We start from the raw sequence: 26,277 nt of genomic DNA, 5'->3' as shown, positions 1-26,277 counted from the left end.
AGAAGTTAAACTTAGCAATATGATAGACAGCATAAAGCAAAAACTTGAAAAACTAAATCCTCTAAATGACAGTAATAAAACTAAAGCTGCTGTTTTCATTGGAATTTTATATTTTGACGATTACATTGAAAGTCCAGAGATTTTATTTACTGTTAGATCTTCAAAAGTTTCAACGCATTCGGGTGAAGTAAGTTTTCCAGGTGGAAAATGGGAACAAGCTGATAAAAATTTATGTGAAACCGCATTAAGAGAATCTGAGGAAGAAATCAATTTAAAATCTAGCAATGTAAATAATCTTGGAGCTTTAAATTATTTAATTTCGAGACATGATATTGAAGTAAACCCTTTTGTTGGATTAATTACTACAAAACAGGATTTTGTTGCAAATGATGAAATAGAAAAAATTTTTACTGTTCCTTTAAACTTTTTGCTAAATCCTAGTAACTTAATAAATCAAGAGATTGAAAGAAAAAATGTAAAGGTAAACATTCCTAGTTGGGTCTATAATGACAACAGAATCTGGGGTTTAACAGCAATGATAACTGCAGATTTTTTGAATATTTGTTTTGATGCAGGGATTGATGTTGATCTGGAAATTATAAGAAGTCAGTATGATAATTAGCTTAGGAAATAAAAAACTCAAGACATCTTCTGAAGATTATTGGATTGCTCCTAATGCAACTGTTATAGGAGATGTGACTTTGTCAGAAGACGTAAGTATTTGGTTTGGTTCAACACTAAGAGGTGACAACGAACCAATTTTTGTTGGCGAGGGATCAAATATTCAAGAAGGTTCTGTTATTCATACTGATCCAGGTTTTAAATGCAGTATTGGTAAATTTGTTACTGTTGGACACATGGTTATGCTTCACGGATGTGAAATCGGAGACGGAAGTCTTATCGGCATAGGGTCAGTAATTTTAAATGGCGCAAAAATCGGCAAAAATTGTATTATTGGGTCAAAAGCTCTAATTACAGAAAATACTGAAGTTCCAGACGGTTCATTAGTAGTTGGTATGCCAGGAATTATAAAAAGGACACTTTCCGAAGAGGAACAAAAAGCTTTATCAATGGGAGCACATCACTACATTGAAAATTATAAGATGTATAAAAAATTGGCTAAAATTATTTAAATATGAAAACTAATGAGATAAGAAAAGCTTTCTTAGATTATTTTAATTCAAGGAATCACACGATAATTGAATCAAGTCCTCTTATTCCAGCCAATGATGAAACTCTTCTTTTTACAAATGCTGGAATGGTTCAGTTTAAAGATGTTTTTCTTGGAACTGAAACAAAAAATTATGTAAGAGCAACAAGTTCACAAAGATGTATAAGGGCTGGAGGTAAACATAACGATCTAGAAAATGTGGGTTATACCCTTCGTCACCATACTTTTTTTGAAATGCTAGGTAATTTTAGTTTTGGCGATTATTTTAAAGAAGAAGCTATCTTATTTGCTTGGGAGTTTCTTACCAAAATATTAAAAATTGAAACAGATAAACTATGGATTTCGGTTTTTAAAGATGATGATGAAGCTGAACTAATTTGGCTTAATAAGATTGGTGTTGATAAATCAAGGATTATTCGTTTAGGTGAGGAGGACAATTTTTGGTCTATGGGTGAAACTGGTCCATGCGGACCATGCTCAGAAATATATTATGATCATGGCGACCATATTGAAGGAACTCCCCCAGGTAGCGAAGGTGATGAAGGTGATAGATTTGTTGAGATATGGAATCTTGTCTTTATGCAATACAACAGGGATTCAAAAGGCAACATGACTCCATTACCAAAACCGTCTGTTGATACGGGAATGGGCCTTGAAAGGATAGCAGCTGTAATGCAAGGCGTAAATTCAAATTATGAAACGGATATATTTAAAGATTTAATTTTATGTTCAGAAAAAATTCTTGGTCATAAAGATAGTGAATCTCACAAAGTCATAGCTGATCACATTCGATCATCTGTATTTTTAATTTTAGATGGAGTAATCCCTGAAAAAGAAGGACGAGGATATATTTTACGAAGAATAATAAGACGAGGCATAAGACATGGCTATAAAATTGGAGCAACGAAAGCTTTCATGCATTTGCTTGTTTCTGATCTTGTTAATCTAATGAGCTCAGCATTTCCAGAATTAAAAAACAAGCAAAAAGAAATTACAAAAGTTATTCAAAAAGAAGAAATTAGATTTTTTGAGACTTTAGAAAATGGTATTGAAATGCTTGAAGATAGTATTTCTAAAATGACTAATAATATAATCTCAGGCGATATTGCTTTTAAACTTCATGATACATTTGGATTTCCATATGATTTGACAGCAGACATTGCAAGAGAAAAAAATATGACTGTCGATGAAACTCGTTTCAACGAATGTATGGATATTCAAAAAACAACTTCAAAAGCATCAAGTACCTTTGTATCCTCACTTCCAGAAGCATCAGGTGTTGAAGAAACTAATTTCTTAGGATATGAAAAGTTAGAGTCGCAATCTGAAGTATTAGAAATATGGAAAGATCAAAAAAGAACAAGAACTGCAAACATAAGCGACGAGGTTTTTATTGCCTTTGACCAAACACCCTTTTATGCTGAGGCAGGTGGTCAAGTTGGAGACAAAGGAAAATTTGCATCTGAGTCAGCTGCTGGTAATATTTTAGATTGTAAGAAGCAAGGCAAAGTTTTTCTTCATAAAGCAATTATAAAAAAAGGTAAGATTAATACCGGCGATGTAATAAAAATGAGTGTAGAAAAAGAAAAAAGAAAAGCTACAGCAATTCATCATTCCTCGACACATTTAGTTCACGCTGCACTAAGAAAAGTTTTAGGTGATCATGTTCAGCAAAAGGGTTCGTTAGTTGACGAGAATAAACTCAGATTCGATTTTTCTCATGATAAACCGCTTACACAAGACGAAATTGTAAATATAGAGGGAATCGTGAACAAAGAGGCTTTAAATAATTTAGAAGTCAAAACTGAAACAATGAAACTTGATGATGCTCTTAAATCAGGAGCAATGGCTTTGTTTGGTGAAAAATATGACGACGATGTAAGAGTTCTTTCTATGGGTGAAAATTCATATTCTGTTGAACTTTGTGGAGGAACACATGTTGAAAGAACTGGCGATATAGGGTTTTTCATAATTACCAATCAATCAAGTGTTGCTTCAGGGATTAGAAGGATAGAAGCAGTTGCAGGTAAAAACTCATTGCAACACTTTAAGAAGATTAGAGATATTAATTCATCTCTTCAAAGTAGCTTGAATGTTTCTGCAGAGGACTTGCAAGAAAAAATTGAAAATCTTATAGAAGAGAATAAACAATTAAAAAAAAATAATAACTCAAAAAAATCTGAAAAGTTAGTTGTTTTTTCTGAAACTCACAAAATCGAGGACTGGAAATTAATTATTGAGCAAGTCCAAATTGAAAATACAAAAGATTTAAGAGGATTGGTAGATCAACAAAAAAATACTAATGAAAAGGTATGCATAATTTTACTATCATTAACAAATGATAAGGTTGCCTTTGTATGTGGAGTTACTAAAAATTTAACTGATTCTTTATCTGCTAAAGATGTTGTTTCAAATCTTTCAGGTCAAATTAATGGTAAAGGAGGCGGCAGGGCTGATTTTGCTCAAGGGGCGGGCGAGACAGAAAATATTCAAGATTTCGTGACTTCTATTCCAAATTCAGTAAAATCTCTCGCAAAATAAATCAAATTAGTACATTTATGTCGGAAATTATTGTTCAAAAATTTGGAGGCACATCTGTCGGGACAGTCGAACGCATAAATGCTGTAGCCGACATTATTAAGAATTCCTCAAAATCTAATAAAATCATTGTTGTTGTGTCTGCAATGGGCGGTGAAACAAACAAGTTAGTTAATTTAGCAAATCACTTTGGAAATAATCCCGATAAAAGAGAATTTGATGCATTGGTTGCTACTGGCGAAACAGTTAGTTCTGCATTATTAAGCATGGCACTTCATTCAAAAGGAGTTAAGGCGCGATCATATTCAGCTTCTCAAATTTCAATTAAAACCACCAATACTTATTCTAAGGCAAAAATTTTAGATGTAGATGCAAAAAAAATATTAGAAGTATTAGATAATAATACTATTCCGATAATCACTGGTTTTCAAGGAATTACAGAATCTGGTGATATTACTACTCTTGGAAGAGGTGGCTCGGATACAACTGCAGTAGCAATTGCCTCTCAAGTCGGTGCTTGCAGGTGTGATATATACACTGATGTAGATGGAATTTATACTACAGATCCTAAAATTGTAAGTAATGCAAAAAAGTTAGATTCCATTACAATGGAAGAAATGCTTGAATTGGCGGGGCAAGGCGCTAGAGTAATGCAAACTAGAGCTGTTGAATTTGCAAACAAATTTAAAGTACCCGTTAAAGTTTTATCAAGTTTTAGTAATAGCAGTGGTACCTTAATAACTTTAAAGGAAGATGGTATGGAAAATGCACTAGTCTCAGGAATTGCTTTTCAAAAAGATCAAATAAAATATACTCTTCATGGCATTGGTGATACACCAGGTACAGCATATAAAATTTTGGGTCCAATTAGTGATGCAGAAATTGAGGTTGATGTTATCGTTCAAAATGTAAGTGTTGATGGAAAAACAGACTTTACCTTCACAGTCTCTTCAGAGGAAAAAGAAACAGTAAATAAAATTATCGAATCAATTAGATATAAAGTGGAGTTCAAAGAATTGATTGTAAATTCAGACATTGCAAAAGTTTCTTTGGTTGGTGTTGGGATGAGATCTCAAGCTGGAGTAGCTAGCAGGGCATTCAAAGCTCTTTCAGAAAATGATGTTAATATTCAGATAATATGTACATCTGAAATTAAGCTAACTATGGTTATTGATAAATCTTTGACCGAAAAAGCTGTTAAGGTTTTACATGAGGAATTCGAGCTAGAAAAATAAATGTACGACATCATTTTAAAAAATTGCAAAATTGTTAATGAAAACAAATCGTTTGAATCTGATATCGCAATAAAAAATAACAGAATCGAATTGATTAACACAAGTATTGATTCTGAAGCAAAAAAAACAATTGATCTTAATGGAAGACATGTAATACCTGGTTTAATAGATGATCAGGTTCATTTCAGAGAGCCCGGACTAACCCACAAGGGAGACATTGCTACTGAATCAAAGGCTGGACTTGCAGGCGGTGTAACAAGTTATTTTGAAATGCCAAATGTTAATCCGACTACTACAACAAATGAAAACCTAACGAAAAAATTTGCAATTGCTTCAGAGAGATCGCTATCTAATTATTCTTTTCATCTAGGTGGTAGCAACACTAACATTGAAGAAATTAAAAATGTCGACATTAATCAGGCAGCAGCATTAAAAGTTTTTATGGGCGCATCAACTGGTGATATGCTAGTAGATAGTATTGATGCTTTAAACGACATTTTTAACTATTCACCTCTTATTGTAGTTACCCATTGCGAAGATCCCAAAAGAGTTAAGGATCGAGAAATTTCATTTTTTGAAAAGTATGGTGATGATTTATCAGCAGAACATCATCATTTAATCAGAGATGTTGAAAGCTGTTATTTATCAAGTTCTCTAGCAGTTGATCTTGCTAAAAAATATGATGCAGACCTTCATGTTTTCCATTTAACTACTGAAAAAGAAATGGAGTTATTTACTTCTGGTGCAATAGACGGTAAAAAAATAACTGCGGAAGTCTGTGTTCATCATATGCTTTTAAATGATACTTACTATGCAAAACTTGGTAATCAAATAAAGTGTAATCCCTCCATAAAAACAGAACAAGACAGACTTGCATTAATCAAGTCATTAAAAGCAGATAAAATTGATATTATTGCAACTGATCACGCGCCTCATACTTGGGATGAAAAGATGAGAAGCTATCCAGATGCACCGGCTGGACTTCCACTTGTTCAACATGGGTTGCAAATACTAATGGATTTTTATCATAAAGATATCCTTTCATTAGAAACAATTGTTGAAAAGTCGAGTCACAATGTAGCAAAAAGATTTCAAATAAAAGATAGGGGATATATAAGAGAAGGTTATTATGCAGATCTAGCAATAATTGATATTGATAAGTCTTATAAAGTTACAGAAGAAAACATCTTATATAAATGCGGTTGGTCTCCATTTCTAGGAAAAACTTTTCCTTCATCAATATATATGACCATTGTTAATGGAAATATTGCTTTTGAAAATGGAAAAATAAACCCTGATATACCTTATGGAATGCAAATAGAATTCGATAGATAAATCACTTATCTTTATATTTGCAAACAGTTATAATCCATTTCTTTTAATTAAATAGGAGAGTTGGCTGAGTGGTCGAAAGCGCCTCCCTGCTAAGGAGGTAACTGGTTTACTGGTTCGAGGGTTCGAATCCCTCACTCTCCGCCATTTTTATGTTTTAATAATATTTAGGAATTATATATATGGAAGTAAATAAAAATATACAAAATTTCTTAGCTGGTTATTCCATTGAGGTAACACCAAATGCAGCTGCAAAAATTGATAATTTTTCAGATGTCTTACCTAAGAACACGCTTGTTTATATTGCACATATTGAAGGCACATCAATAGATGAAATGGTTAATACTGCAAAAAAATTGAAAGACCATGGCTTTGAATCAATGCCACATTTTCCAGCTAGAATTATTAAAAATAAACCAATACTTCATGATTGGATATCCAGATATAAAAATGAGGCTGGAGTTAATCAAGCACTTCTTTTAGCTGGCGGTGCAAATAAACCTTACGGCGATTTTGATTCTTCAATTGATCTTTTGGAATCTGATCTATTTAATAAAGCAGATTTTAAAACTCTTCATGTTGCAGGGCATCCTGAGGGTAGCAAAGATATTGATCCTGATGGATCCAATAGCAATACAAACCAGGCTTTACTTTGGAAAAATGATTTTAATAAAAAAACTGATGCCAATATGGCAATTGTTACTCAGTTTTGTTTTGAAGCATCCACAGTTATAAGTTGGGCAAATCAAATAAGTGATCTTGGTGTTAATATTCCTGTGCACATAGGTATTGCTGGACCGGCAAAACTTCAAACTCTTTTGAGATATTCAATCGAGTGCGGTGTAGGAGCATCAATAAATGTTATAAAAAAAAGAGCAAAAGATATTACAAAATTACTATTACCTTACGAACCAAATAATATAATTTCTGATCTTGCCAATTACAAAAAAGAAAATCCAAGCTTTATAATTGAAAAAGTTCATTTCTTTCCTCTTGGCGGTATCAAAACTGCTGCAAAATGGGCCAAATCTGCATAATATTTATATATACAGAAGTTATACAAAAAATAAGATGCAATTTGTATTAAAAAAGAGCAATATAATAATTCGTATTCTTTAATTAATAGGAGAGAAGATATGAAATTTAATTTAAACTCTATTGTTGTGCTTTCTGTTATCTTTATAGTCAGTTGCTCGATGGAAAATGAATCAACTGCTATGACAGATCAAGGACCAATATACCAAGGGCCTTTTTACAACGAATTTGTAGCATGTTCTCCAGGCCCTCAATTTTCTCAAGAGCTCGTAGCTGAAATGTTAAGTGCATGGGATGATCTTGATAAATCTGAAAATCTTTTATGGGCAGGTATATATGCTCCAAAAGGTGACAGTAATAAGTATGACAACGGTTGGTGGGAACTTATGTGGAACTCAAAAGAAGAGGCAGATGCTGCTTGGGAAGAATGGTCATCTAATCCTGATGCACAAGCCTGGAATGAAAAATATTCAGCGGTTGTTAATTGTGATGGAGAAGGCAGATTTGCTTGGACGTTTTATTTACCAAGAGTCGCTAACTCTTTTGGTGAAGTAGAAGATCCTGAAACAGGATATTTCGCATCCGAATTTATGGAGTGTTCATTTAATGAAGGCAAAAAACCAGCAGATCTTCGAGCTAATGTCGTTGAGTATAATAATTATTTAGACAATCTAGATAACCAAGATCCATATTTCTTTGGAGTATATTACCCAACTTTCGAATATGAAGATGCAGATGTATTATGGGGAAATTGGCATAAAAATTTTGAAACCATGGCAGCAGGTCAAGCTGATTGGGAAGAAAATGGCCAAGAAATGTTAGCTAAATTTAATGAAACTGTTACTTGTAATACTTTTGATTACTATGATAGTTATATGCTTTTAAATAATACTGAGGAATAATACTATTTTCATTGGGAGGTTTAATACCTCCCAATTTTTTTAAAAAAACAAACTAAATTTCTTAAAAATCATGCTCTTCAAGCTTGATTAAAAATATTTCATATATACAATTTCTATACATTTTTGGAGTCCATATGAAATTTAAACTTAGCTTGTTGCAATTATTATTATTTTCCTCATTAGGTTTTGCTATCTCAGTTGATGATCTTCCTGAGCTTAAATATGAAAAATTTGTTCTTGAAAATGGCTTAACTGTTATTGTTCATGAAGATAAAAAAGTACCAATGGTAGCTGTCAATGTTTGGTATCACGTTGGCTCTAAAAATGAAAAACCTGGTAAAACAGGTTTCGCACATTTGTTTGAGCATTTAATGTTTAATGGTACAGAAAATTATAATAGTGAGTATTTTGAGCCTTTTGAAAAAATTGGAGCGACAAGTCAAAATGGTACGACAAATTCAGATAGGACAAATTATTTTCAGAATGTACCAACAAATGCTCTAGATTTAGCATTATGGATGGAATCTGAAAGAATGGGACACATTCTTGGAGTTATTGATCAAAATAAATTAGATGAACAAAGAGGAGTTGTTCAAAACGAAAAAAGACAAGGTGAAAATAGGCCTTATGGTAAGGCTAGAGGAAGATTATCAGAAGCAACTTATCCAAAAGGCCACCCATATTCTTGGACTACTATTGGTTCAATGGAAGATTTAAATGCAGCAAGCTTAGAAGATGTTCAAGAATGGTTCAAAACATATTATGGTCCAAACAATGCAGTTCTTATTTTGGCAGGCGATATTGATCTTGAAACTGCTAAGGAAAAAGTCAGTAAATATTTTGGAGATATACCAAGTGGACCAACACTAACAAAACCAAAAGTTTGGATTGCAAAAAGAACAGAAGACAAAAGAGATGTTATGGAAGATGATGTTCCACAATCATTAATATATATGATTTGGAATGTACCTCAATCTGGTACTTATGATGCAACCGCTCTTGAATTAGCTGCAGGCACTCTTGCAAGTGGAAAAAATAGTCCACTTTATAAAGAGTTAGTATACAAACAACAGATAGCATCAAGTGTTTATGCATACTATTCAGGTAGAGAAATTGCTGGTCAATTTATTATTGCAGCTCAAGTGAATAAGGGAATTGAGCCCCAAAAAGTTGAAACAGAAACAATGAAAGTTTTGAAACAATATTTAAAAACCGGACCAGAAGAAAGATTGCTTGAGAATGAGAAAACACAAACATATTCTGACATTATTTTTGGATTACAAAGAATTGGTGGATTTGGAGGCAAGGCAGACATTTTAGCTGCATATGAAACATACTATGGAGACCCAGGTTTTTTTCTTGATGAGACTAAAGAATATTTAGAAATGACATCAATGGAAGTAAAAGATATTGCAAATAAATGGCTCTCTTCTGGAAGATATATTTTAACAATAAATCCAAAACAAAAAACCTCGATTATTAACTCTGAAATAGATAGATCTGCAGGAGTTCCATATCCATCAGTGGATTCTAAATTAGAATTTATGTTTCCAAAAATTAAGGAAGATTATTTAGATAATGGAGCCAAGATAGTGCTCGTAACAAGAGATGATCTTCCAATTATTGAAATGGAAATAATGTTTAATGGCGGATATGCAATAGAAAATGAAAATAACCTTGGGTTGGTAAACTTCACTATGAGCATGCTTGATGAAGGCACAAAAAAATACAATGTTTTTGGTTATGAAGATCTTAAATCCGAGCTTGGATCAAGTATAAGCTTCGGTTCATCTTTGGATAATTCGTATGCTTCATTAAGCTCACTAAAAATCAATTTTGATAAAACTTTAGATTTGCTTTATGAGAGTTTACTAAATCCAACTTTCCCACAAGAAGAAATCGATAGATTAAAAAAGCTATGGATTTCAAACATTGATGAATCATTGACAACTCCAGCTTCTATGGCTGCTAGAAAAGTTGGCCCTCTGATTTATGGAAAAGATCATCCTTATGGAAAGCCATCAGGTTCTGGAAAAGCAGAGACTGTTTCAAACATAACTAGAGACGATATTGTTGATATACATACAAAAATAACTAATCCTACAAATGCTACATTTGTCTTGGCTGGTGATATCACAATGGATGAGGCAAAACGAATACTAAATAAAAAATTTAAAAATTGGAAAGCAAATTCCTCGAAAAAAATTAATTTAAGTTTTTTTAATGTAAATGATCAAAGAAAATCAAGAGTTTTTTTGATAGATAAGCCAGATGCTATTCAATCTTATATTCTTGCTGTTCAATTATTGCCTCCAACTAACTCTCCTGATGACATAATTATTGATTATATGAATTATGCAATTGCTGGAAGTTTTACCTCAAGATTAAATATGAATTTGAGAGAGGATAAAAGTTGGACTTATGGAGCAAGAGCAAGCATTGGAGGTTCGTTAGGTCAAAGAACAATGCAAGTTAGAGCTCCTGTGCAAACTGATAAAACTATTGAATCAATTCAAGAGATTCTAAAAGAATATAATAGCTACATCACAACTATGCCAATTACTAATGATGAGCTAGATAAAGCGATCAAGGCAAGAACGCTAAGAATGCCTGGTAATTATGAGACAGTTGGATCTTTGCTTAACGGGGTAAGTAATATAGTTAAATATAATAGACCATTAGATTACCTAGATAATCTTGCTGAAAAAAGGTCATCTGTTTCTATTGATGATGTTATTAGTGCATCAACCAAATATATTAATCCTGATAAATGGACTTGGATTATAGTCGGTGATCTTTCTAAAGTTCAAGCAGGCATAGAGGGGTTGGAGCTGGGTGAAATTCAAGTTATAAATGCAGAATAGTTTTTATGAAACATCCATTTAAAACAGATGAATTTAGTGTTGATGAATATATTTCAATTATAAAAGAGTTATGCATTGTTGAGCATGAAGATACTTGGTTTAAAGATAAATCACATGCAAATTTATATCCTAATCTCGAAGATGCAAAGAAAAATGTTTCAAAACCACATTATTGGATTCTAAATGCAATCGATGCTTACGAAGAGTCAAAAAATAATGAAGAACTTGCAGCGTTAGCACAAATCATATTTAAAAATAATTTTTTTGCAGAAAAACTAACTTCAGAAAATGAAAATATTGAAGCAAAAAAATCTTTGGTGGACTCTTTAAAAAGTTTTGGCCTAAGTTCAAATGAAATTTTAGATGAAATTCAGTCGATGCGTACACCAAAATATGCAAGATTTGATGATGAATCTAAAGCTAAAAATTTTATAAAAGGAGTTTAGATCTATGGATTCATTTGCACTAATAACAGGAAGCTCTTCTGGAATTGGTTTAGAAATTGCTAAAAGTTTAGCCAAAAGGGGCCATAATCTTATTCTTACAGCAAGACGTGAAGCATTATTGGAAAAATACGCAAAAGAAATATCTAACAATTTCAATGTCAAAGTAAAATTCATAGCTGTTGATTTAGGATTAACTGGCGCACCGCAAGAAATTTTTGAATTTTGCAAAAATAATAATTATTTTGTCAACATACTTGTAAATAATGCTGGATATGGAATCAAAACACCGTTTCACGAAACTAGTATTGAAGATGAAGAGAATTTTATTAGAGTTCTTGGTACTTCAGTAATTATGACAACAAAATTATTCTTACCTATGATGTTAGAAAAAAATGAGGGAAAAATTATGATCGTATCGTCTGTGGCCGCTTTTGCAGCACCTTCTGCAATTCAAGCATTATATGGACCAATAAAGACTTTTATGAATAGATTTAGTGATTCAATTAATGTTAATTACAACCACAAAGGCATAACATCAACTGCAGTTTGTCCAGGATTTACTTCCACAGGCTTTCATGAGGCAAGTGGAGTCCAAGAGGAAATGGATAGAGTTCCAAATTTTATGGTTTTTTCTTCTCAAAGAGTTGCAGAAGAAGCAGTTAATGCAACTTTAAAAGGAAAATCATTGTGTGTTCCTACTAAAACTTATAAGTTTTTAGTTTTTCTTATTAAAAATATTCCCGAAACAATTACAAGGGCATTAGGAGCAATATTTGCACCTGGAAGATACAACAGAAATTAACCAAAAGAACTATCTGATACGAATGGATTTGACTTTTTTTCATCTGCAAAAGTTGAATTAGGCCCATGCCCACAAATAAATTCAATATCATCACCGAGAGACCATAATTTAGACTTAATAGATGAAATTAAATCATTATAATTTCCTTTTGGTAGATCGGTTCTTCCTATTGAGCCTTTGAAAATAACATCTCCAACGATTGCAAGTTTTGAAAAATTACTAAAAAAAACAATATGTCCGGGAGTATGACCTGGACAAAATAAAACTTCTAACTCAACATTTCCTACAAGAACCTTGTCACCTTCATCTAGCCATAAATTAGGAATACAATTCCGCGTAGGCATACCAAGCATTTTTCCTTGCATTTCAAGTGAATCTAAAAGAAATTTATCCTCTTTGTGGGGTCCATGAATTTCTAACTTCAATATTTCTGACAGCTCCATAGCAGCCCCAGCATGATCAGCATGGCCATGTGTAAGAAGAATTTTTTCTGGAATAAGTTCATGTTTTTTTGCATCATTTAAAAGTATTTCAATATCTCCACCTGGATCAACAAAGGCACATTTTTTTGTTTCTTCACAATAAATAATAGGGGCATTTTGTTGAAATGGTGTAACCGGGTTTATTAATGCTTTTATTTTTGACATTGGTACAATACTTTTATGAGTGAGGATAAATTAAATAATCATTTAACAAGTGAATCTTACCTAAGTCTAAGAAAACCTTCAAATGAAGATGATGAGAATTTTATATCTGGAATTTCTTCATCTTATCAAGCAGCAAAACTAAGAAGCGCTTCTTCTAATAAATCTATTGAAAACTTTCATTCTCCTGTCAATTTTTCTTGGAAATCTTTTTGGAAAACTTTTATTTATGAAAATCTACCTCCTGTAATATTTTCACCTTTAGCGACCTTATTGCTTGAGAGTTCTTTAAGTAGAGCATGGCATGTAAGTCAGAATAGAATGTTGATAGCGGTCTCTACAAAACATCATTCACTAAAGGATATTATTCAAATGTGGTTAGTTGTTTATCCTGGCTCATGGTTAATGAATGTTGGCTTATACTTAGCATTATTTTCTGATAATGAATTAATACAAAATATTGATCCATTTCATATAATTCTGGCCTACTTAATGTTGTTTATGCGAAGGCTAATTATTGCAACTAAATATGGTTACTTTCGTCCTGAAGATACTGAAAGATTATGTTTGCCGGCACCAGATTGGGATAGGAACAAAACTAATAGAAGACTTGTCGGTCAAGGTTGGCTTCAACCATGGTTATATCCTGGCATTATTGAGGACGAACTTACTATAGCAATGGATGAAAATGATATATGCTTGCAAGGAATACCTATTGAATTAGAAGAAGATTCGGCTTCAGATGTTTCCGCTCAAAAATCAAGTTCGCTATTTCCTCCAAAAACTAGTGCGACAAAATTAAGAGAAATAGCATCAGGATTTCTTCTTTTTAATATTATTAAATCTATTTATGACAAACCTACATTCATTTACTTAAGATTGCTTATAGTAATATGTATATTATCTATTACGGTTACTCCATTTTTGGCAAAATTTTTGACAGATATTGTTTTATTTGGTGTAACTGCTCAGGAAAAAATAATTTCATCTGCCACTTTGATTGGTTTTTTTAATGGTTTTCAAATAATGATGTTTGGTTTGGTCTGTGCTGTAGATTATGAAAGAAGATATCAAACTTCAAAAAAACTTGGTGAAATGGTCTCTTATCCTGGAACAATTATTCAATCCGTTTTCGATAGTGCTAATAAAGCCTCAAATGTTTATATTGATTTGCAAAAAAGAGTAAATGTGTTTGGGTGGATGAATATGCGAAAAGTATTGAGATCTTTTGGTGAAACCTTCTTCTTAAGAATACAAAGCTATACCTCAATTTTGATTGCTTATTCTTTGTTTTGTGTGGCAATCTTAAATCTCATTATTTGGACTGAAATGAGGCATCATATCTCGACTATTGCTGTTATAGTTGTAATAACAGCTTTAATCTCCAGTATCTGCCTTTTTGCAATTTTTAAAGCAATCAGACTCCAGTCTCTAAGCGCACAACATAGAGATTTTGTAAGAAACCAAATATTTATTATTGAAGAAGAAATATGGGAATTAAAGCTTAACGGCTCTGATCAAGAAAAAATAAATGATCTTCAAAGTGCAAAATCTTTACTAGAACAGGTTGATGAGTCAATCAACTATAGAGAGCTTATATATAAACCAGCAACAATTTTAGGATATGCTGCAAATAATGGTGTTATTGGTTCTGTTCTAGGTATTGTATTAACTGGATGTTTATTTGCAGTACAAGGTTTTGTTTCAACTGGCATAGAATACGACATTAACGGGTGGTTTGGACCATAAATCAATTTTCATTGATTTCATATTGAAGATATACTTTTTTTAATTTTTATATAAAATGTGCATCATATTAAAGGAAATATAACAATATGAGTAAAAAAAATACTAAAGACGAAGCTTTAAAGGCAGTTAAAACTATTACAAAAGAGATTTCTGAAAAATCGCTTGAGCAAGAAGCCCTTGAGGCGGTTAAAACTTTAATTCTTTGGGCTGGCGATGATCCTGAAAGAGAAGGACTCATTGATACACCAAAAAGAGTTGTAAAAGCATACAAAGAGTTTTTTGCTGGTTATGATGAAGATCCTGAAGAAATTTTAAGCAGAACTTTTGAAGAAGTTGAAGGTTATGATGATGCTGTAATTGTTCGTAATATTAGAGTAGAGTCACATTGTGAACATCACATGGTTCCAATTGTAGGAGTTGCTCATATTGGTTATATACCAAAAAAAAGAGTTGTGGGAATTAGTAAATTAGCAAGACTTGTTGATCTTTTTGGAAAGAGACTTCAAACACAAGAAACTATGACAGCTCAGATAGCAGATACAATTGATAAAGTTCTTCAACCGAAAGGTGTAGCTGTTGTAATTGATGCTAATCATCAGTGCATGAGTACCAGAGGTATTCATAAAACTGAATCAAGCACAATTACATCAAGAATGTTAGGAACCTTCAGATCAGATCATAAAGCTAGAGAGGAATTCATAAGTCTTATTCACTCTCCAAAAAAATATTAAATGACCAGATCTCTGGAATCTTCCAGTATCAAGCCTAAAATTCCTATAATACTTGCTTCAGGCTCTGAGAGCAGAAAGCAAATGCTCGAAGAGGCAGGTATTATTTTTGAAGTAATAGTTTCATCAACAGATGAAGAGTTATTAAAAAACAAAATATCCTCTCTCCCATTCAGCGAACAAGTTATTCATTTGGCAAGAGCGAAAGCAAAATTTATAAGTGAAGAAAATCCTCATCATGTAATCATTGGGGGCGATCAAATGTGTGTTTATGGTGATAAACTTCTTAATAAACCTGGCACAAAGAAAAAAGCAATAGAAAGCCTAAAAGTTTTATCAAACCAAAAACACTATCAGCATAGCGGTGTATGTATATTTAAGTCGGGTGAATGTTTGTGGGAATATTCGGAGACTGTTGAATTAAAAATGCATAATTTGTCAGATGATGAGATAAAAAATTATGTAGATATGGAAAATCCAATCAATGCAGCAGGCGCTTATAAATTCGAGTCATTAGGATGTAATCTTTTTGAATATGTAAATGGTTCATCACACACTGTTAGAGGAATGCCTTTAATATCATTATTAAGTGCGTTGAGAGATTTAGATGTAATTGGTTTAGAATAAATTTATGAAAAGCTTAAAGTCTTTCAAAATATTTAATTCCCTTAATGGTAAAAAAGAAAAACTAAATCCAATTGACCCAAATCACATAAAAATATACGCATGCGGCCCAACTGTATATAACTATGCACATATAGGTAATGCGCGAATGGCAGTTGTTTTTGATACTTTAGTTCGAGCTTTAAGAATTTTTTACCCAAATGTTACATATGTATCAAATATCACTGATATTGATGACAAAATTATTGATGCAGCAAATGAACAAAATATAGAAATTTCTACAATTACTGAAAAATATACAAAAATCTATAACGATGATATGGCTAAGCTAAATGTGTTAATTCCAGATATCCAACCAAAAGCAACAGAATACATATCAGAAATGATTGAATTAATAGAAGATTTGATTATTAAAGATTTTGCATATGAAAAAGATGGACATGTTCTCTTCCACGTGCCTAACTATTCAAACTATGGCAAGCTTTCAAAAAGAAATAGAGAAGAGCAGATCGCTGGGAGTAGAGTAGAAGTCGCACCATTTAAAAAAGATCCCTCAGATTTTGTTTTATGGAAACCAAGTTATGATTCGCAGCCAGGATGGGATTCTCCATGGGGTATTGGACGACCAGGTTGGCATACAGAATGCTCTGCTATGTCAAAAGAAACACTTGGCCTTCCTTTTGATATTCATGGAGGCGGCAGAGATTTAATTTTTCCTCATCATGAAAACGAAATTGCTCAAAGTTGTTGCTCAACCGCACATATTGATGATCCAACATCCTATGCAAAGTATTGGATGCATAACGGGTTTGTAACTATTGAAGGTGAAAAAATGTCTAAATCACTTGGTAATATTATTCTTGTTAACGAATTAACAGATTCACATCATGGAGAAGTAATTAGATTAGCTTTGTTATCTTCCCATTACAGACAAAATTTGGATTGGAATGAAAAGATAATTTATCAATCTAGTAAGCTTCTAGATAAACTATATGAAATAAAAAAAGATTTAAAAAATGAAAAAACATCAAAGATAAACCATAAAAACACTGATGTCATAAGTGCTTTAGCAGATGACTTGAATACTCCTGAGCTTATAGTTAAGTTAAATAAAATTATAAAAGAATATAATTCCTCAAATAAAGATAAGCAAAAGACCAAAGATCAACTCGATTTGATTTCAGAAGCATTAGGTATTTTAAAAGACGATTCGTATAAAAAAGTCTCGCAAGAACTTGAAGAAAAAATTAATACATTAATCGCAGACAGGACTAAAGCAAAAATTAATAGAAATTATGATTTGGCAGATAAAATTAGGAAAGAGTTAACTGACCTGGGTGTTGAAATAAAAGATACTAGTGATGGTACTGATTGGAATTTAAAAATATGATAGAAAATACCCAAATTAAATTACCAAAAACATTTACGTGCCTTGATGAAACTTTGTCTTTATCACAAAAAATTTTATCAATCGCAGTAGATGATACAAAAACCCTTTTTCATACTCCTGTAGTGTCTTCGCATAATGGAAATTCTATTTCATCAAGGGTTATGGTTTTAAGAGAATTTGATAAAGAAAATAGAAAAATGAGATTCCATACTGATTATAGAGCACAAAAAATTCAACATTACAAAAAGAACCCAACAGCTACCGTTATTGGTTATGATCCTGATTTAAAAATACAAATAAAGTTGCAAGGTAACATAGTGGCACATTTTAATGATGAGATTACAAAAGCAGCATGGGATGCCTCAACAACACGCTCAAAAAAATGCTATTCAGTTAAGGGAGGCTCAACAAAAATTATTGATGATCCCTCTGACTATGATATTAAAGAATTTAATGTTGAGGATGGCTACAAAAATTTTGCAGTATTGATTTTTACATTTAAAACTCTAGAATTTTTATTTCTTAAAGGTTCTGGACATAGAAGGGCGTTACATAAATGGGATACAGATTTTCAATCTTCTTGGCTTGTTCCGTGATAGTTGTGGTGCCCTCTGTAGGAATCGAACCTACAACTAATCCTTAGGAGGGATTTGTTATATCCATTTAACTAAGAAGGCTATAATCTATTTTATTTAAGCATATGATCAAAAATACAAAAAATAATAAATTTTTGTTAGGGTGTATTTCTTTCATTGTTTTTTCAAGTTTTATTGCCTCACTAATCCAAACTGGTTTTAACAAAGTTGATATTGAGCTAAAAACACTTAAAACAGATAACGGTCAAACCTTGGTTTATGATCTTTATAAACCTAAGACAGCTTCAAACGAAAAAAAGGTTCCTTTTGTAATTGTTGTTCCTGGTTTTCAAAGATCAAAAGAAGCTTTATCAAACATAGCTATAGAGTTGTCTAGAAGAGGTTTAGCAGTTGCTTTAATTGATCCATATGCCCAAGGAATGTCATCATCATCAACAAGTAGAATAGCTGCTACTACTCAGGGATACGGAATGTTTGCTCTTGTTGACTATGCGTATGCTGGCAATTTTCCATTCGTAGATATAACCAAAATTGGTTCAACTGGTCATTCTATGGGTGGAAATGCAGCAATAAGAGGCGCAGATTATTTTGGTAAAGAAGCTATTAAAGAAAAAAGAACAAGCAAACTTCATTCAGTGTATGTTTCTGGTTATGTTTTAACTTTGAGAGATAATATCCTACGTGATTCAAAATCAAACATGGGCATTAGCTATGCTCTATATGACGAAGGTGCTTTCAGAAATGAACTCAAGGGTTGGGATGCAGGCAATATGGAGATTGCGCCAGAGTCATTAAGAGTTATTAATAATATTTTACCTATAGATAAACAGATAAACAAAGTAGAACTTGGAAAATATTATGGTGACAAAAAACAAAGCACAGTCAGAGTAATTTTCAATGAAAAACTTTTGCATCCATTTCAACCATACAACAAAGAGGCAACTTCCAATCAACTAAACTATTTTGAAACAGTATTTGGTTTTCCTAATAACATAGATTCTAATGATCAAATATGGCAATACAAAGAATTATTAACATTGCTTAATATGATCGTATCTTTGGTGATGTTAATACCACTAACTAGAAGTTTTTTATCTTTAAATTTTTTTAAAACACTTGTAAAAAATGTCCCAAATCCATTACCAGAACAATCTAAGAATGGAAAAATAGTTTTTTGGGGTATATTTTTTGTAAGTGCTGCTATTGCGTGTTTAACTTTTATTCCAATGGTTGATCTTGCAAAAGTTTTATTTGTTGATGCTGCCAACAGAGAGCTTACTTGGTTTTTTCCTCAAAGAATGAATAATTCTGTCATGTTATGGGCCGCATTAAATGGAACACTTGGTATAATAATTTTTGCTCTGTCATATTATTTTTTCGGTCGCCATCATGGGGTAAATAAATCATCATGGGGACTAGAAATTACGATAAGCGATCTTGGAAAAACTCTTCTTCTTGGATTAATTATTTTTTGTTTGTACTATTCAATATTATTTTTTATTTATTATTTTTTTCATGTTGACTATAGATTTTGGTTTATAGGTGTAAGAGTATTTCAACTAGAAATGCTGTTAGTTTTATTAATGTATTTTCCATTATTTTTTATATTTTTCTTTTCGAATTCCTTAAGAGCAAATGGAGCAATGCGATTTAAAAATCAAGCTGAATGGAAGTCAAGATTAATAGCTGGCTTAGCAAATTCTCTAGGCCTTATTTTGATAATCATTATTCAATACTCCGTCTTTGCTGCGACAGGTACTGTGTATTGGAGTTCTAATTCTACAGATTGGTTAAGCGTAAATTTGTTATTTGGAATTGTTCCAATGATGTTTATTCTACCTTACTTCAATAGGATATTTTTTCAAATGACCGGTCGCGTTTATTTAGGACCAATAATCACTTGTTTAGTTTTTATTATGATTCTATCGACTAACACTGTTATATATTTGCCTTTATAATCTTATTTATTTAGCATATCCAATTTATAATACTCATATGAAACTAACTTTACCTGATAATAGTTCAAGAGAATTGCCTAAAGGTTCTTCAGGATATGATCTTGCAAAGGATATTGGACCAGGACTAGCTAAGTCAGCAGTTGCTATGACAATCAATGGAGTTCAAAAAGATCTATGTGATGTTATTGAAAACGATGCATCAGTTTCTATTATCACAATTGATTCAAATAACGGCATTGAAATAATGCGCCATACCTTAACTGCTCAGGTTTTAGCTCGAGCTATTAAAAATCTCTATCCAAATTCAAAATTAGCTATAGGCCCAACAATTGAAGACGGTTTTTATTATGATGTTGAGTCCGATGTAGTCATCTCCTCTGACGATCTCATTAAAATCGAAGACGAAATGAGAAGAATTATTAAAACAAAATCTGCTATTACAAAAAAACTGGTCTCAAAGTCAGAAGCATTAAAAATATTCAAATCAAAGAAAGAATCTTATAAAGAAATTATCATTAATGAATCTGATCAGACTGACAGCTTTCAACTTTATTTTCAAGACGATGAAAATTTTGTTGATCTATGTCGAGGACCACATTTACCAAGTTTAAGCTTTATTGGGGCTTTTAAACTTACAAAAGTTGCTGGTGCATATTGGAAAGGAGATTCAAAGAACTCAATGTTAACTCGGATTTATGGTACTGCTTTTAATAATGATAAAGATCTTCAAAACCATCTTGATAATATTGAAGAGGCTCTCAAAAGAGATCATAGAAAGATTGGCAAAGAGATGAACTTATTTCATTTTCAAGACGAAGCACCAGGAATGGTATTCTGGCATCCAAATGGATGGACTGTATATAGAAATTTAAGGAACTTTGTAAGAGATAAACTTCAATCTAATGGTTATATTGAGGTTAATACACCTCAAGTAATTGACAGAAAATTATGGGAAGCATCAGGACATTGGGATAAATATCGTGAAAATATGTTTATTACAGAAATTGATGAAGAACATGCAAATGAAAAACGAATTAATGCACTTAAACCCATGAACTGTCCTGGGCATGTTCAAATATATAATCAGGGAATAAAATCTTATAAAGATCTGCCATTAAAATACGCAGAATTTGGTTTATGTCACAGATACGAACCTTCTGGCACAATGCATGGGCTTATGAGGGTTCGTGCATTCACTCAAGATGATGGACATATATTTTGTACAGAAGATCAGATAGAGTCTGAGACAAAATTATTTATAGATTTTTTGTCCGAAATTTATGCAGATTTAGGTTTTACAAAATTTGATATTAAATTATCTACTAGACCAGAAATGCGAGTTGGATCAGATAAGACATGGGATAAAGCTGAAGAAGCCCTTGAGTCAGCAATAAATAATTTAGGACACCCTTACAGAATTGATCACGGAGACGGAGCATTCTATGGACCAAAGCTTGATTTTGTTCTTACAGATGCAATTGGACGAGAGTGGCAATGTGGTACTTTTCAATTAGACTTCAATTTAGCAGAAAGGCTTGATGCCCAATACGTTGGTGAGGATGGCAAAAAGCATTTTCCAGTCATGATTCACAGAGCAGTTTTAGGTTCGTTTGAGAGGTTTATTGGAATCTTGATTGAAAACTATGCAGGAAAATTACCTTTATGGCTTGCACCAATTCAAATAATGATTGCTCCAATAATATCTGATGCAAATGATTATGCAGACACCGTTAAAAAAGAATTTGTTAATAATGGTTTTAGAGTTGAAATCGATAAAAGAAATGAAAAAATAAGCTATAAAGTTCGTGAACATAGTTTATCTAAAATTCCATATATTTTAGCTTTAGGAAAAAAAGAAATTGCTGATAATACTGTAAATGTAAGAAAAATAGGCAGCAAAGACACAAATACCATGAAAATTAAAGATTTCTTAAACGAACTAAAAACAGAACTCAAAGAATCTAATAAATGTTAAAGAGATTTTTGCTAAAAATAATTAACATCTATATATATTTAATTTCGCCTTTTACCGTTAGTTCTTGCAAATATCATCCAACTTGCTCAAATTATGCTCGTGAGGCAATTGAAAAGCACGGAGCAATAAAAGGATTTGTTCTTGCAGTTAGAAGAGTGCTCAAATGCCACCCTTTTTCTAAAGGAGGATATGACCCGGTTCCAGAAGAATAAATTATTGATATTTGCTTGTATTTTCCATTAAAATAGCTTAATTGATAAAGAAAATTTTATATCTCTTTTAATAGATAGATTTGTATTTTAATGATATGATTTTTTCATTAAAAATTTAAATGTGCCTTAGGGGGGTTTTTATGAGGATTTTAACGAAATTTACGGCTTTAGCTTTTTTTGGCCTAACCTTTTTTACTTCAACTCTATTTTCTCAAACAATTGAGGAAGTTATTGTTACAGCTACCAAGAAAGAAGAATCACTTCAGGATCTTGCATTAGCTATTGAAGCTTTTGATTCAAATGCAATAGAAGAGCAGCAAATAACTGATATGCTTGATCTTACAGAAGCAGTTCCTGGTCTAGGTGTTGCAAAAGGAATCGGATCTGGATCCAGATATACTGCTAGAGGTATAGGATCATTTGGTACTGGTGCAGCTGTTTTGACATCATTTGTTGTTGAAACAAACGGCTTAAGTACCGGTGGTGGAATTGGTGCAGATATGAGCTATTTTGACCTAGAAAGAATAGAGGTCTTAAAAGGTCCTCAGGGTACTCTTAGAGGACGAAATGCTACAACCGGTGTAATAAATTTCATAACTCAAAGACCAACATCAGAATTTGAAGGTTATTATGATGTTCAAGTTGGTAATTATGATCATACGAAAACATCAATCGTTACGAATGTTCCATTTGGTGATAGAGTTCGATCAAGACTTGCAATAATGCAAAACAAAAGAGAAGGTTATGCAGTTAATTTAGAAACTGGAAATGATTTTGATGATAGAAACGAACTTGGTGCAAGGCTCTCATTAGATTTTGATGTGAATGACACAACTATCATTCAATTTACTCATGAATACTTTAAAGCTGACGATAATAGACCTCAAGAGCAATATACACATTGTAAGAAAGATGACTTTTTTGGTTGTAGTCCGTATGAGTTAGGTGAAGTTGGTGTTGTTACAGATACACGAGGCCATTATCAGGGCGCATTTAACCTATTTGGTCTTCTTTATCCATTAGGCGATCCAATCTCTGACACTTTTGCAAACAGCAAAAGACACGGAGGTTATGACTATACTTATTTAGACAGAGAGCCAGTTCATAAAAACGATGTCAATAATACTCAAATTGATGTCATTAAAGAATTTGATAATTTGACTCTAAATATTAAAGCAAATTATCAAACTGTGTACAGAAGACAGATGAATGATAATGATAACACCGTAGCTACTTTACCTCTTCAGGGAGCTTTAGTTGGTTTGGTAGGACAAATGGGAGACTACACAGTTTGTTATGGTATAGACAATGCTTCAGGTAAAGAATCATTTGATATTGGGTTTTGTGAATCTGGTAACACAGATCGTAACTACGATTTTTCTGTGACAGAATATTATGATCAAAATATCGATATTAACCTTGTATCCAGTTTTGACGGGCCCGTAAACTTTGTTGTCGGCGCATATCAATATTTATCAAGAGCTGATAACGAGTATAGAACTCAGTCAGTTGGTACTTCGATGGTAGCAAAAATGAGATATCATCCATATGTAAGTGTTTTACCAGTTCTAGGCCTGCCTGACTTTACTGGATTTGGTGGACTTGCATTTTACCAAAATTTAGGACTTGCAGCAGGTGCTGCAGTCTTCGGCAATCCAGTACCGATTACAAACCTTTTCCTTGGTGGTGGATATGAAGCTCCGCTTGAAGTTTCTGGTTCACAAAACGATGAGCACGTAACTTTAGATTTACAATCTTACTATGGTGAACTTTATGTTGACCTAAGTGATACGACAAAGCTTACTTTAGGTGCAAGATATAATAATGATCACGTTGTATCTCAAAACGTTAGTGGTATTTCTGATGCTAACATGGGTGACTATGATCTAGTTGCTGCACAAGGTAATTACAGAAGATGGGTTGACGTAACACCTACTAATGGTCAATTACCTAACACATCTTTCTCATATAAGGTTGCTCTTCAGCACGATTTCAGTAACGATGTGATGGGCTATATGTCATTTACTACTGCTGAAAAATCAGGTGGATTTAATCCAACCGATACTGGAATACCAGATCCTTATGATCCTGAAGTAGCTGAAACATTTGATATTGGTATGAAGGCAATATTTGCTGATGGTGCCATTAGATTAAATACCAATATTTTCCATGACACCAGAGAGGGTTTCTTGGTTGGATATATTGAAAATGCTTCAGCAAGAAACTTCAATATTGATGGTGAAATTAAAGGTTGGGAAGGTGTTTTAAATGCCTATCTTAATGATACAACAAGACTTGATGTAACATGGTTATTTGCAAAGTCTGAAATCACAGGCGGTGCCCTTGTCGATCCATTAAACATTAATGGTTCAACAATGAAAATCAATAATATTGATCTAGTCACACAATACAATACATCATTAGCTGGACTGGAAGCTCAATTAGCTGGTACGCAGGGTCAATTAGCACAAGTTAATGCTGGTATAGCTCAATATACAGCAGCTCTTCAAGCTGCAGATCCTGTTGGGTATGCCACTTTAGTTGGACAGGCTGCAGCACTTACTGCTGGTATTGCACAACTTAATGCTGGTATTGCAACGGTTGAGCAGCTAATAGGTTTTGCCGGAACAGGATTGTTAACTGCTGCTCTTACTGATGCCGGTGTTGTATATAAATCTGCTGGTTTCTTATGTACTGATGTAGCTCTGCCTTTGGGTGGCCTTGACTGTACATCACCAACAGTTCCAATTTCAATAGATGGAAATAGATTACCTGCTGCGCCTGAGCAATCCTACAGCATTGCAATCAATAAGGTGTTTCCAATGAGTAGCGGGGCTATCTCAACAAGATTATCTTATAAATACACTGGATCAATTTATGGTGACCCATGGAATAATGCGAGATCTTATATTGGCGCAAATTCATATATGGATGCAGTTGCTACTTATGAATCAAATAACAATTGGTACGTTGGTTTATATGTTAAAAACATAAGAGATGACAGAGATATAATCTATATTAGAGCAGGAAGTAATTTACAAGGTGGTAATAACTATGTAAATGTCTCAGAACCAAGACAATTTGGTATTAAGTTTGGTTCAACTTTTTAATATAATTTTTTAAATATAAAGCCCGGTTTGCCGGGCTTTTTTTTGAGTATTTAAAATGAATACAAATTTTTTTTCTTATCATTCACCTGAGATTACAGTTTCAAAAGATATGTGTGATTACAATGGCCATATGAATGTTACTTACTATTACAAATTATTTGATTCAGTTTATTCATCTTTTTATATCGAAAAACTTGGATTTGATAACGAATATTTAAAATCTGGTTTTTCTACATTTACTCTTGAGGATAGCATCAGATATTTAAGAGAATTTAAACTCAATGATAAGGTTCGCCCGTTTTTTGAGCTTCACAATGCTAACGAAAAGATGATGCATTTTGTTGGAGTCTTATTAAATGAAAATAATGAAATAGCAGCAATTTTCGAAACAGTTTTGGGACATGTAAATTTAAAAATTAGAAAAATAACTGCATTCAGTGATGAAAAGTGTACGTTTCTGCAAAACTACATAAAACAAAACAAGTCTAATGAAGACCTTCCTTTCCAAATACGATTAAAAATTAAATCTTTAAGAAATTAATAAAGACTATTTTCTCCAGCCACCTCTGTCAAATATTCTTAGATAAGTTAGTTGATCGTGTTCTGAATCATTTATTACTTTGCAGTAGTCGCCAGATTGAACCAATACAACATCACCGGATGTGAGCTCATATGAGTCTTCATGCTCAACTCCATAAGACGGATCAGAACCATGACCCTCATCAGAATTCATGTATTCTACGACTTCCATCGTTCCTCGCCCATTTGTTATAACATAGACTACATCTGAGTCGACTAATTTATGTCCAATAGTCGATTTTCCAGGTTGAATAACTGTTTTACTTGCGATAACTCTTTGCAAAAGATCATTAGTCCAAACAGCATAATCATCATTTACTTTTTGTGGCGCACCGCCCACTCTAAAATTATTATATTTTTTTGCCATTAGATTCACCTCTTGATGAT

The 26,277-nt window shown here is 32.7% G+C and carries 22 protein-coding genes and 2 tRNA genes; 21 read left to right on the top strand and 3 right to left on the bottom strand.

Annotation, left to right across the window (positions count from 1 at the left end):
• The first annotated feature begins 19 nt into the window (after positions 1–19).
• From M9C80_04410 to M9C80_04360, 11 genes are all read left to right on the top strand, one after another.
• A complete protein-coding gene (locus M9C80_04410) occupies positions 20–622 on the top strand; it encodes a CoA pyrophosphatase (protein ID URQ69183.1) in 603 nt (200 codons plus the stop codon).
• Positions 612–1,133 (top strand): gamma carbonic anhydrase family protein, encoded by a 522-nt coding sequence (locus M9C80_04405; GenBank protein ID URQ69182.1) that lies wholly within the window; start codon positions 612–614, stop codon positions 1,131–1,133. The genes M9C80_04410 and M9C80_04405 overlap by 11 nt, the downstream gene beginning before the upstream one ends.
• 2 nt (positions 1,134–1,135) lie before the next feature.
• The gene (gene alaS, locus M9C80_04400; GenBank protein ID URQ69181.1) at positions 1,136–3,712 is read left to right on the top strand and encodes an alanine--tRNA ligase; all 2,577 of its coding nucleotides are present in this window, start codon (positions 1,136–1,138) and stop codon (positions 3,710–3,712) included.
• A gap of 17 nt (positions 3,713–3,729) precedes the next feature.
• A complete protein-coding gene (locus tag M9C80_04395; protein ID URQ69180.1) occupies positions 3,730–4,944 on the top strand; it encodes an aspartate kinase in 1,215 nt (404 codons plus the stop codon).
• A complete protein-coding gene (locus tag M9C80_04390) occupies positions 4,945–6,279 on the top strand; it encodes a dihydroorotase (GenBank protein URQ69179.1) in 1,335 nt (444 codons plus the stop codon). It begins immediately after the preceding gene.
• Between the two features lie 54 nt (positions 6,280–6,333).
• Positions 6,334–6,423, top strand: a tRNA-Ser gene (locus M9C80_04385).
• Positions 6,424–6,458: 35 nt separating this feature from the next.
• Positions 6,459–7,313, top strand: coding sequence for a methylenetetrahydrofolate reductase (locus M9C80_04380; protein ID URQ69178.1), 855 nt, complete (start codon positions 6,459–6,461; stop codon positions 7,311–7,313).
• A gap of 99 nt (positions 7,314–7,412) precedes the next feature.
• On the top strand, positions 7,413–8,213 hold the full coding sequence (locus tag M9C80_04375) for a hypothetical protein (protein ID URQ69177.1): 801 nt from the start codon (positions 7,413–7,415) through the stop codon (positions 8,211–8,213).
• A 134-nt stretch (positions 8,214–8,347) separates the two neighbouring features.
• Complete coding sequence (locus tag M9C80_04370; GenBank protein ID URQ69176.1) at positions 8,348–11,077, top strand: insulinase family protein; 2,730 nt, start codon at positions 8,348–8,350, stop codon at positions 11,075–11,077.
• Between the two features lie 5 nt (positions 11,078–11,082).
• Positions 11,083–11,523, top strand: coding sequence for a hypothetical protein (locus M9C80_04365; GenBank protein URQ69175.1), 441 nt, complete (start codon positions 11,083–11,085; stop codon positions 11,521–11,523).
• 4 nt (positions 11,524–11,527) lie between these two features.
• Positions 11,528–12,325 (top strand): SDR family NAD(P)-dependent oxidoreductase, encoded by a 798-nt coding sequence (locus M9C80_04360; protein URQ69174.1) that lies wholly within the window; start codon positions 11,528–11,530, stop codon positions 12,323–12,325.
• On the opposite strand, the gene M9C80_04355 is transcribed toward M9C80_04360, so the two are convergent.
• Complete coding sequence (locus tag M9C80_04355; protein URQ70201.1) at positions 12,322–12,963, bottom strand: MBL fold metallo-hydrolase; 642 nt, start codon at positions 12,961–12,963, stop codon at positions 12,322–12,324. The genes M9C80_04360 and M9C80_04355 overlap by 4 nt on opposite strands.
• Before the next feature lie 24 nt (positions 12,964–12,987).
• Here M9C80_04355 and M9C80_04350 point away from each other — a divergent pair, with 24 nt between their 5' ends.
• The 5 genes from M9C80_04350 (at position 12,988) to M9C80_04330 (ending at position 18,056) form a co-directional block, all read left to right on the top strand.
• Positions 12,988–14,718: a hypothetical protein gene (locus M9C80_04350; protein ID URQ69173.1), complete on the top strand. Its 1,731-nt coding sequence runs from the start codon at positions 12,988–12,990 to the stop codon at positions 14,716–14,718.
• A gap of 86 nt (positions 14,719–14,804) precedes the next feature.
• On the top strand, positions 14,805–15,449 hold the full coding sequence (folE, locus tag M9C80_04345; protein ID URQ69172.1) for a GTP cyclohydrolase I FolE: 645 nt from the start codon (positions 14,805–14,807) through the stop codon (positions 15,447–15,449).
• Entirely contained in the window at positions 15,450–16,073 is a 624-nt protein-coding gene (locus M9C80_04340; protein URQ69171.1) for a Maf family protein, read from the top strand.
• A gap of 4 nt (positions 16,074–16,077) precedes the next feature.
• Positions 16,078–17,460, top strand: coding sequence for a cysteine--tRNA ligase (cysS, locus tag M9C80_04335; protein URQ69170.1), 1,383 nt, complete (start codon positions 16,078–16,080; stop codon positions 17,458–17,460).
• Complete coding sequence (locus M9C80_04330) at positions 17,457–18,056, top strand: pyridoxamine 5'-phosphate oxidase family protein (GenBank protein URQ69169.1); 600 nt, start codon at positions 17,457–17,459, stop codon at positions 18,054–18,056. The genes cysS and M9C80_04330 overlap by 4 nt, the downstream gene beginning before the upstream one ends.
• A gap of 6 nt (positions 18,057–18,062) precedes the next feature.
• On the opposite strand, the gene M9C80_04325 is transcribed toward M9C80_04330, so the two are convergent.
• A tRNA-Arg gene (locus M9C80_04325) sits at positions 18,063–18,137 on the bottom strand.
• Between the two features lie 23 nt (positions 18,138–18,160).
• On the opposite strand from M9C80_04325, the gene M9C80_04320 reads away from it, so the two are divergent.
• The 5 genes from M9C80_04320 (at position 18,161) to M9C80_04300 (ending at position 25,852) form a co-directional block, all read left to right on the top strand.
• On the top strand, positions 18,161–20,014 hold the full coding sequence (locus M9C80_04320) for an alpha/beta hydrolase (protein ID URQ69168.1): 1,854 nt from the start codon (positions 18,161–18,163) through the stop codon (positions 20,012–20,014).
• 37 nt (positions 20,015–20,051) lie between these two features.
• Complete coding sequence (thrS, locus tag M9C80_04315; GenBank protein ID URQ69167.1) at positions 20,052–21,989, top strand: threonine--tRNA ligase; 1,938 nt, start codon at positions 20,052–20,054, stop codon at positions 21,987–21,989.
• Positions 21,983–22,201, top strand: coding sequence for a membrane protein insertion efficiency factor YidD (gene yidD / locus M9C80_04310; GenBank protein ID URQ69166.1), 219 nt, complete (start codon positions 21,983–21,985; stop codon positions 22,199–22,201). The genes thrS and yidD overlap by 7 nt, the downstream gene beginning before the upstream one ends.
• 140 nt (positions 22,202–22,341) lie before the next feature.
• Positions 22,342–25,311 (top strand): TonB-dependent receptor, encoded by a 2,970-nt coding sequence (locus M9C80_04305; protein ID URQ69165.1) that lies wholly within the window; start codon positions 22,342–22,344, stop codon positions 25,309–25,311.
• A 55-nt stretch (positions 25,312–25,366) separates the two neighbouring features.
• A complete protein-coding gene (locus tag M9C80_04300) occupies positions 25,367–25,852 on the top strand; it encodes a thioesterase family protein (protein URQ69164.1) in 486 nt (161 codons plus the stop codon).
• 6 nt (positions 25,853–25,858) lie between these two features.
• Here the strand turns inward: M9C80_04300 and M9C80_04295 are convergent, their stop codons facing one another.
• Positions 25,859–26,257 (bottom strand): cupin, encoded by a 399-nt coding sequence (locus tag M9C80_04295; protein ID URQ69163.1) that lies wholly within the window; start codon positions 26,255–26,257, stop codon positions 25,859–25,861.
• Positions 26,258–26,277: the final 20 nt, after the last annotated feature.

Source organism: SAR86 cluster bacterium, assembly GCA_023703615.1.
Taxonomy (GTDB): Bacteria; Pseudomonadota; Gammaproteobacteria; order Magnimaribacterales; family D2472; genus MED-G85.
The sequence above is the reverse complement of the archived record's forward strand: the minus strand, read 5'-3'. Positions and strand labels throughout refer to the sequence as shown.

Bases quoted from the DNA above. Each gene is read 5' to 3' on its own strand.
- M9C80_04370 (URQ69176.1), top strand. From the start codon at position 8,348: ATGAAATTTAAACTTAGCTTGTTGCAATTATTATTATTTTCCTCATTA.
- alaS (URQ69181.1), top strand. From the start codon at position 1,136: ATGAAAACTAATGAGATAAGAAAAGCTTTCTTAGATTATTTTAATTCA.
- M9C80_04360 (URQ69174.1), top strand. From the start codon at position 11,528: ATGGATTCATTTGCACTAATAACAGGAAGCTCTTCTGGAATTGGTTTA.
- M9C80_04410 (URQ69183.1), top strand. From the start codon at position 20: ATGATAGACAGCATAAAGCAAAAACTTGAAAAACTAAATCCTCTAAAT.
- M9C80_04365 (URQ69175.1), top strand. From the start codon at position 11,083: ATGAAACATCCATTTAAAACAGATGAATTTAGTGTTGATGAATATATT.
- M9C80_04350 (URQ69173.1), top strand. From the start codon at position 12,988: ATGAGTGAGGATAAATTAAATAATCATTTAACAAGTGAATCTTACCTA.
- cysS (URQ69170.1), top strand. From the start codon at position 16,078: ATGAAAAGCTTAAAGTCTTTCAAAATATTTAATTCCCTTAATGGTAAA.
- thrS (URQ69167.1), top strand. From the start codon at position 20,052: ATGAAACTAACTTTACCTGATAATAGTTCAAGAGAATTGCCTAAAGGT.
- M9C80_04340 (URQ69171.1), top strand. From the start codon at position 15,450: ATGACCAGATCTCTGGAATCTTCCAGTATCAAGCCTAAAATTCCTATA.
- M9C80_04295 (URQ69163.1), bottom strand. From the start codon at position 26,257: ATGGCAAAAAAATATAATAATTTTAGAGTGGGCGGTGCGCCACAAAAA.
- yidD (URQ69166.1), top strand. From the start codon at position 21,983: ATGTTAAAGAGATTTTTGCTAAAAATAATTAACATCTATATATATTTA.
- M9C80_04330 (URQ69169.1), top strand. From the start codon at position 17,457: ATGATAGAAAATACCCAAATTAAATTACCAAAAACATTTACGTGCCTT.
- M9C80_04305 (URQ69165.1), top strand. From the start codon at position 22,342: ATGAGGATTTTAACGAAATTTACGGCTTTAGCTTTTTTTGGCCTAACC.
- M9C80_04320 (URQ69168.1), top strand. From the start codon at position 18,161: ATGATCAAAAATACAAAAAATAATAAATTTTTGTTAGGGTGTATTTCT.
- folE (URQ69172.1), top strand. From the start codon at position 14,805: ATGAGTAAAAAAAATACTAAAGACGAAGCTTTAAAGGCAGTTAAAACT.
- M9C80_04375 (URQ69177.1), top strand. From the start codon at position 7,413: ATGAAATTTAATTTAAACTCTATTGTTGTGCTTTCTGTTATCTTTATA.
- M9C80_04380 (URQ69178.1), top strand. From the start codon at position 6,459: ATGGAAGTAAATAAAAATATACAAAATTTCTTAGCTGGTTATTCCATT.
- M9C80_04300 (URQ69164.1), top strand. From the start codon at position 25,367: ATGAATACAAATTTTTTTTCTTATCATTCACCTGAGATTACAGTTTCA.
- M9C80_04395 (URQ69180.1), top strand. From the start codon at position 3,730: ATGTCGGAAATTATTGTTCAAAAATTTGGAGGCACATCTGTCGGGACA.
- M9C80_04405 (URQ69182.1), top strand. From the start codon at position 612: ATGATAATTAGCTTAGGAAATAAAAAACTCAAGACATCTTCTGAAGAT.
- M9C80_04390 (URQ69179.1), top strand. From the start codon at position 4,945: ATGTACGACATCATTTTAAAAAATTGCAAAATTGTTAATGAAAACAAA.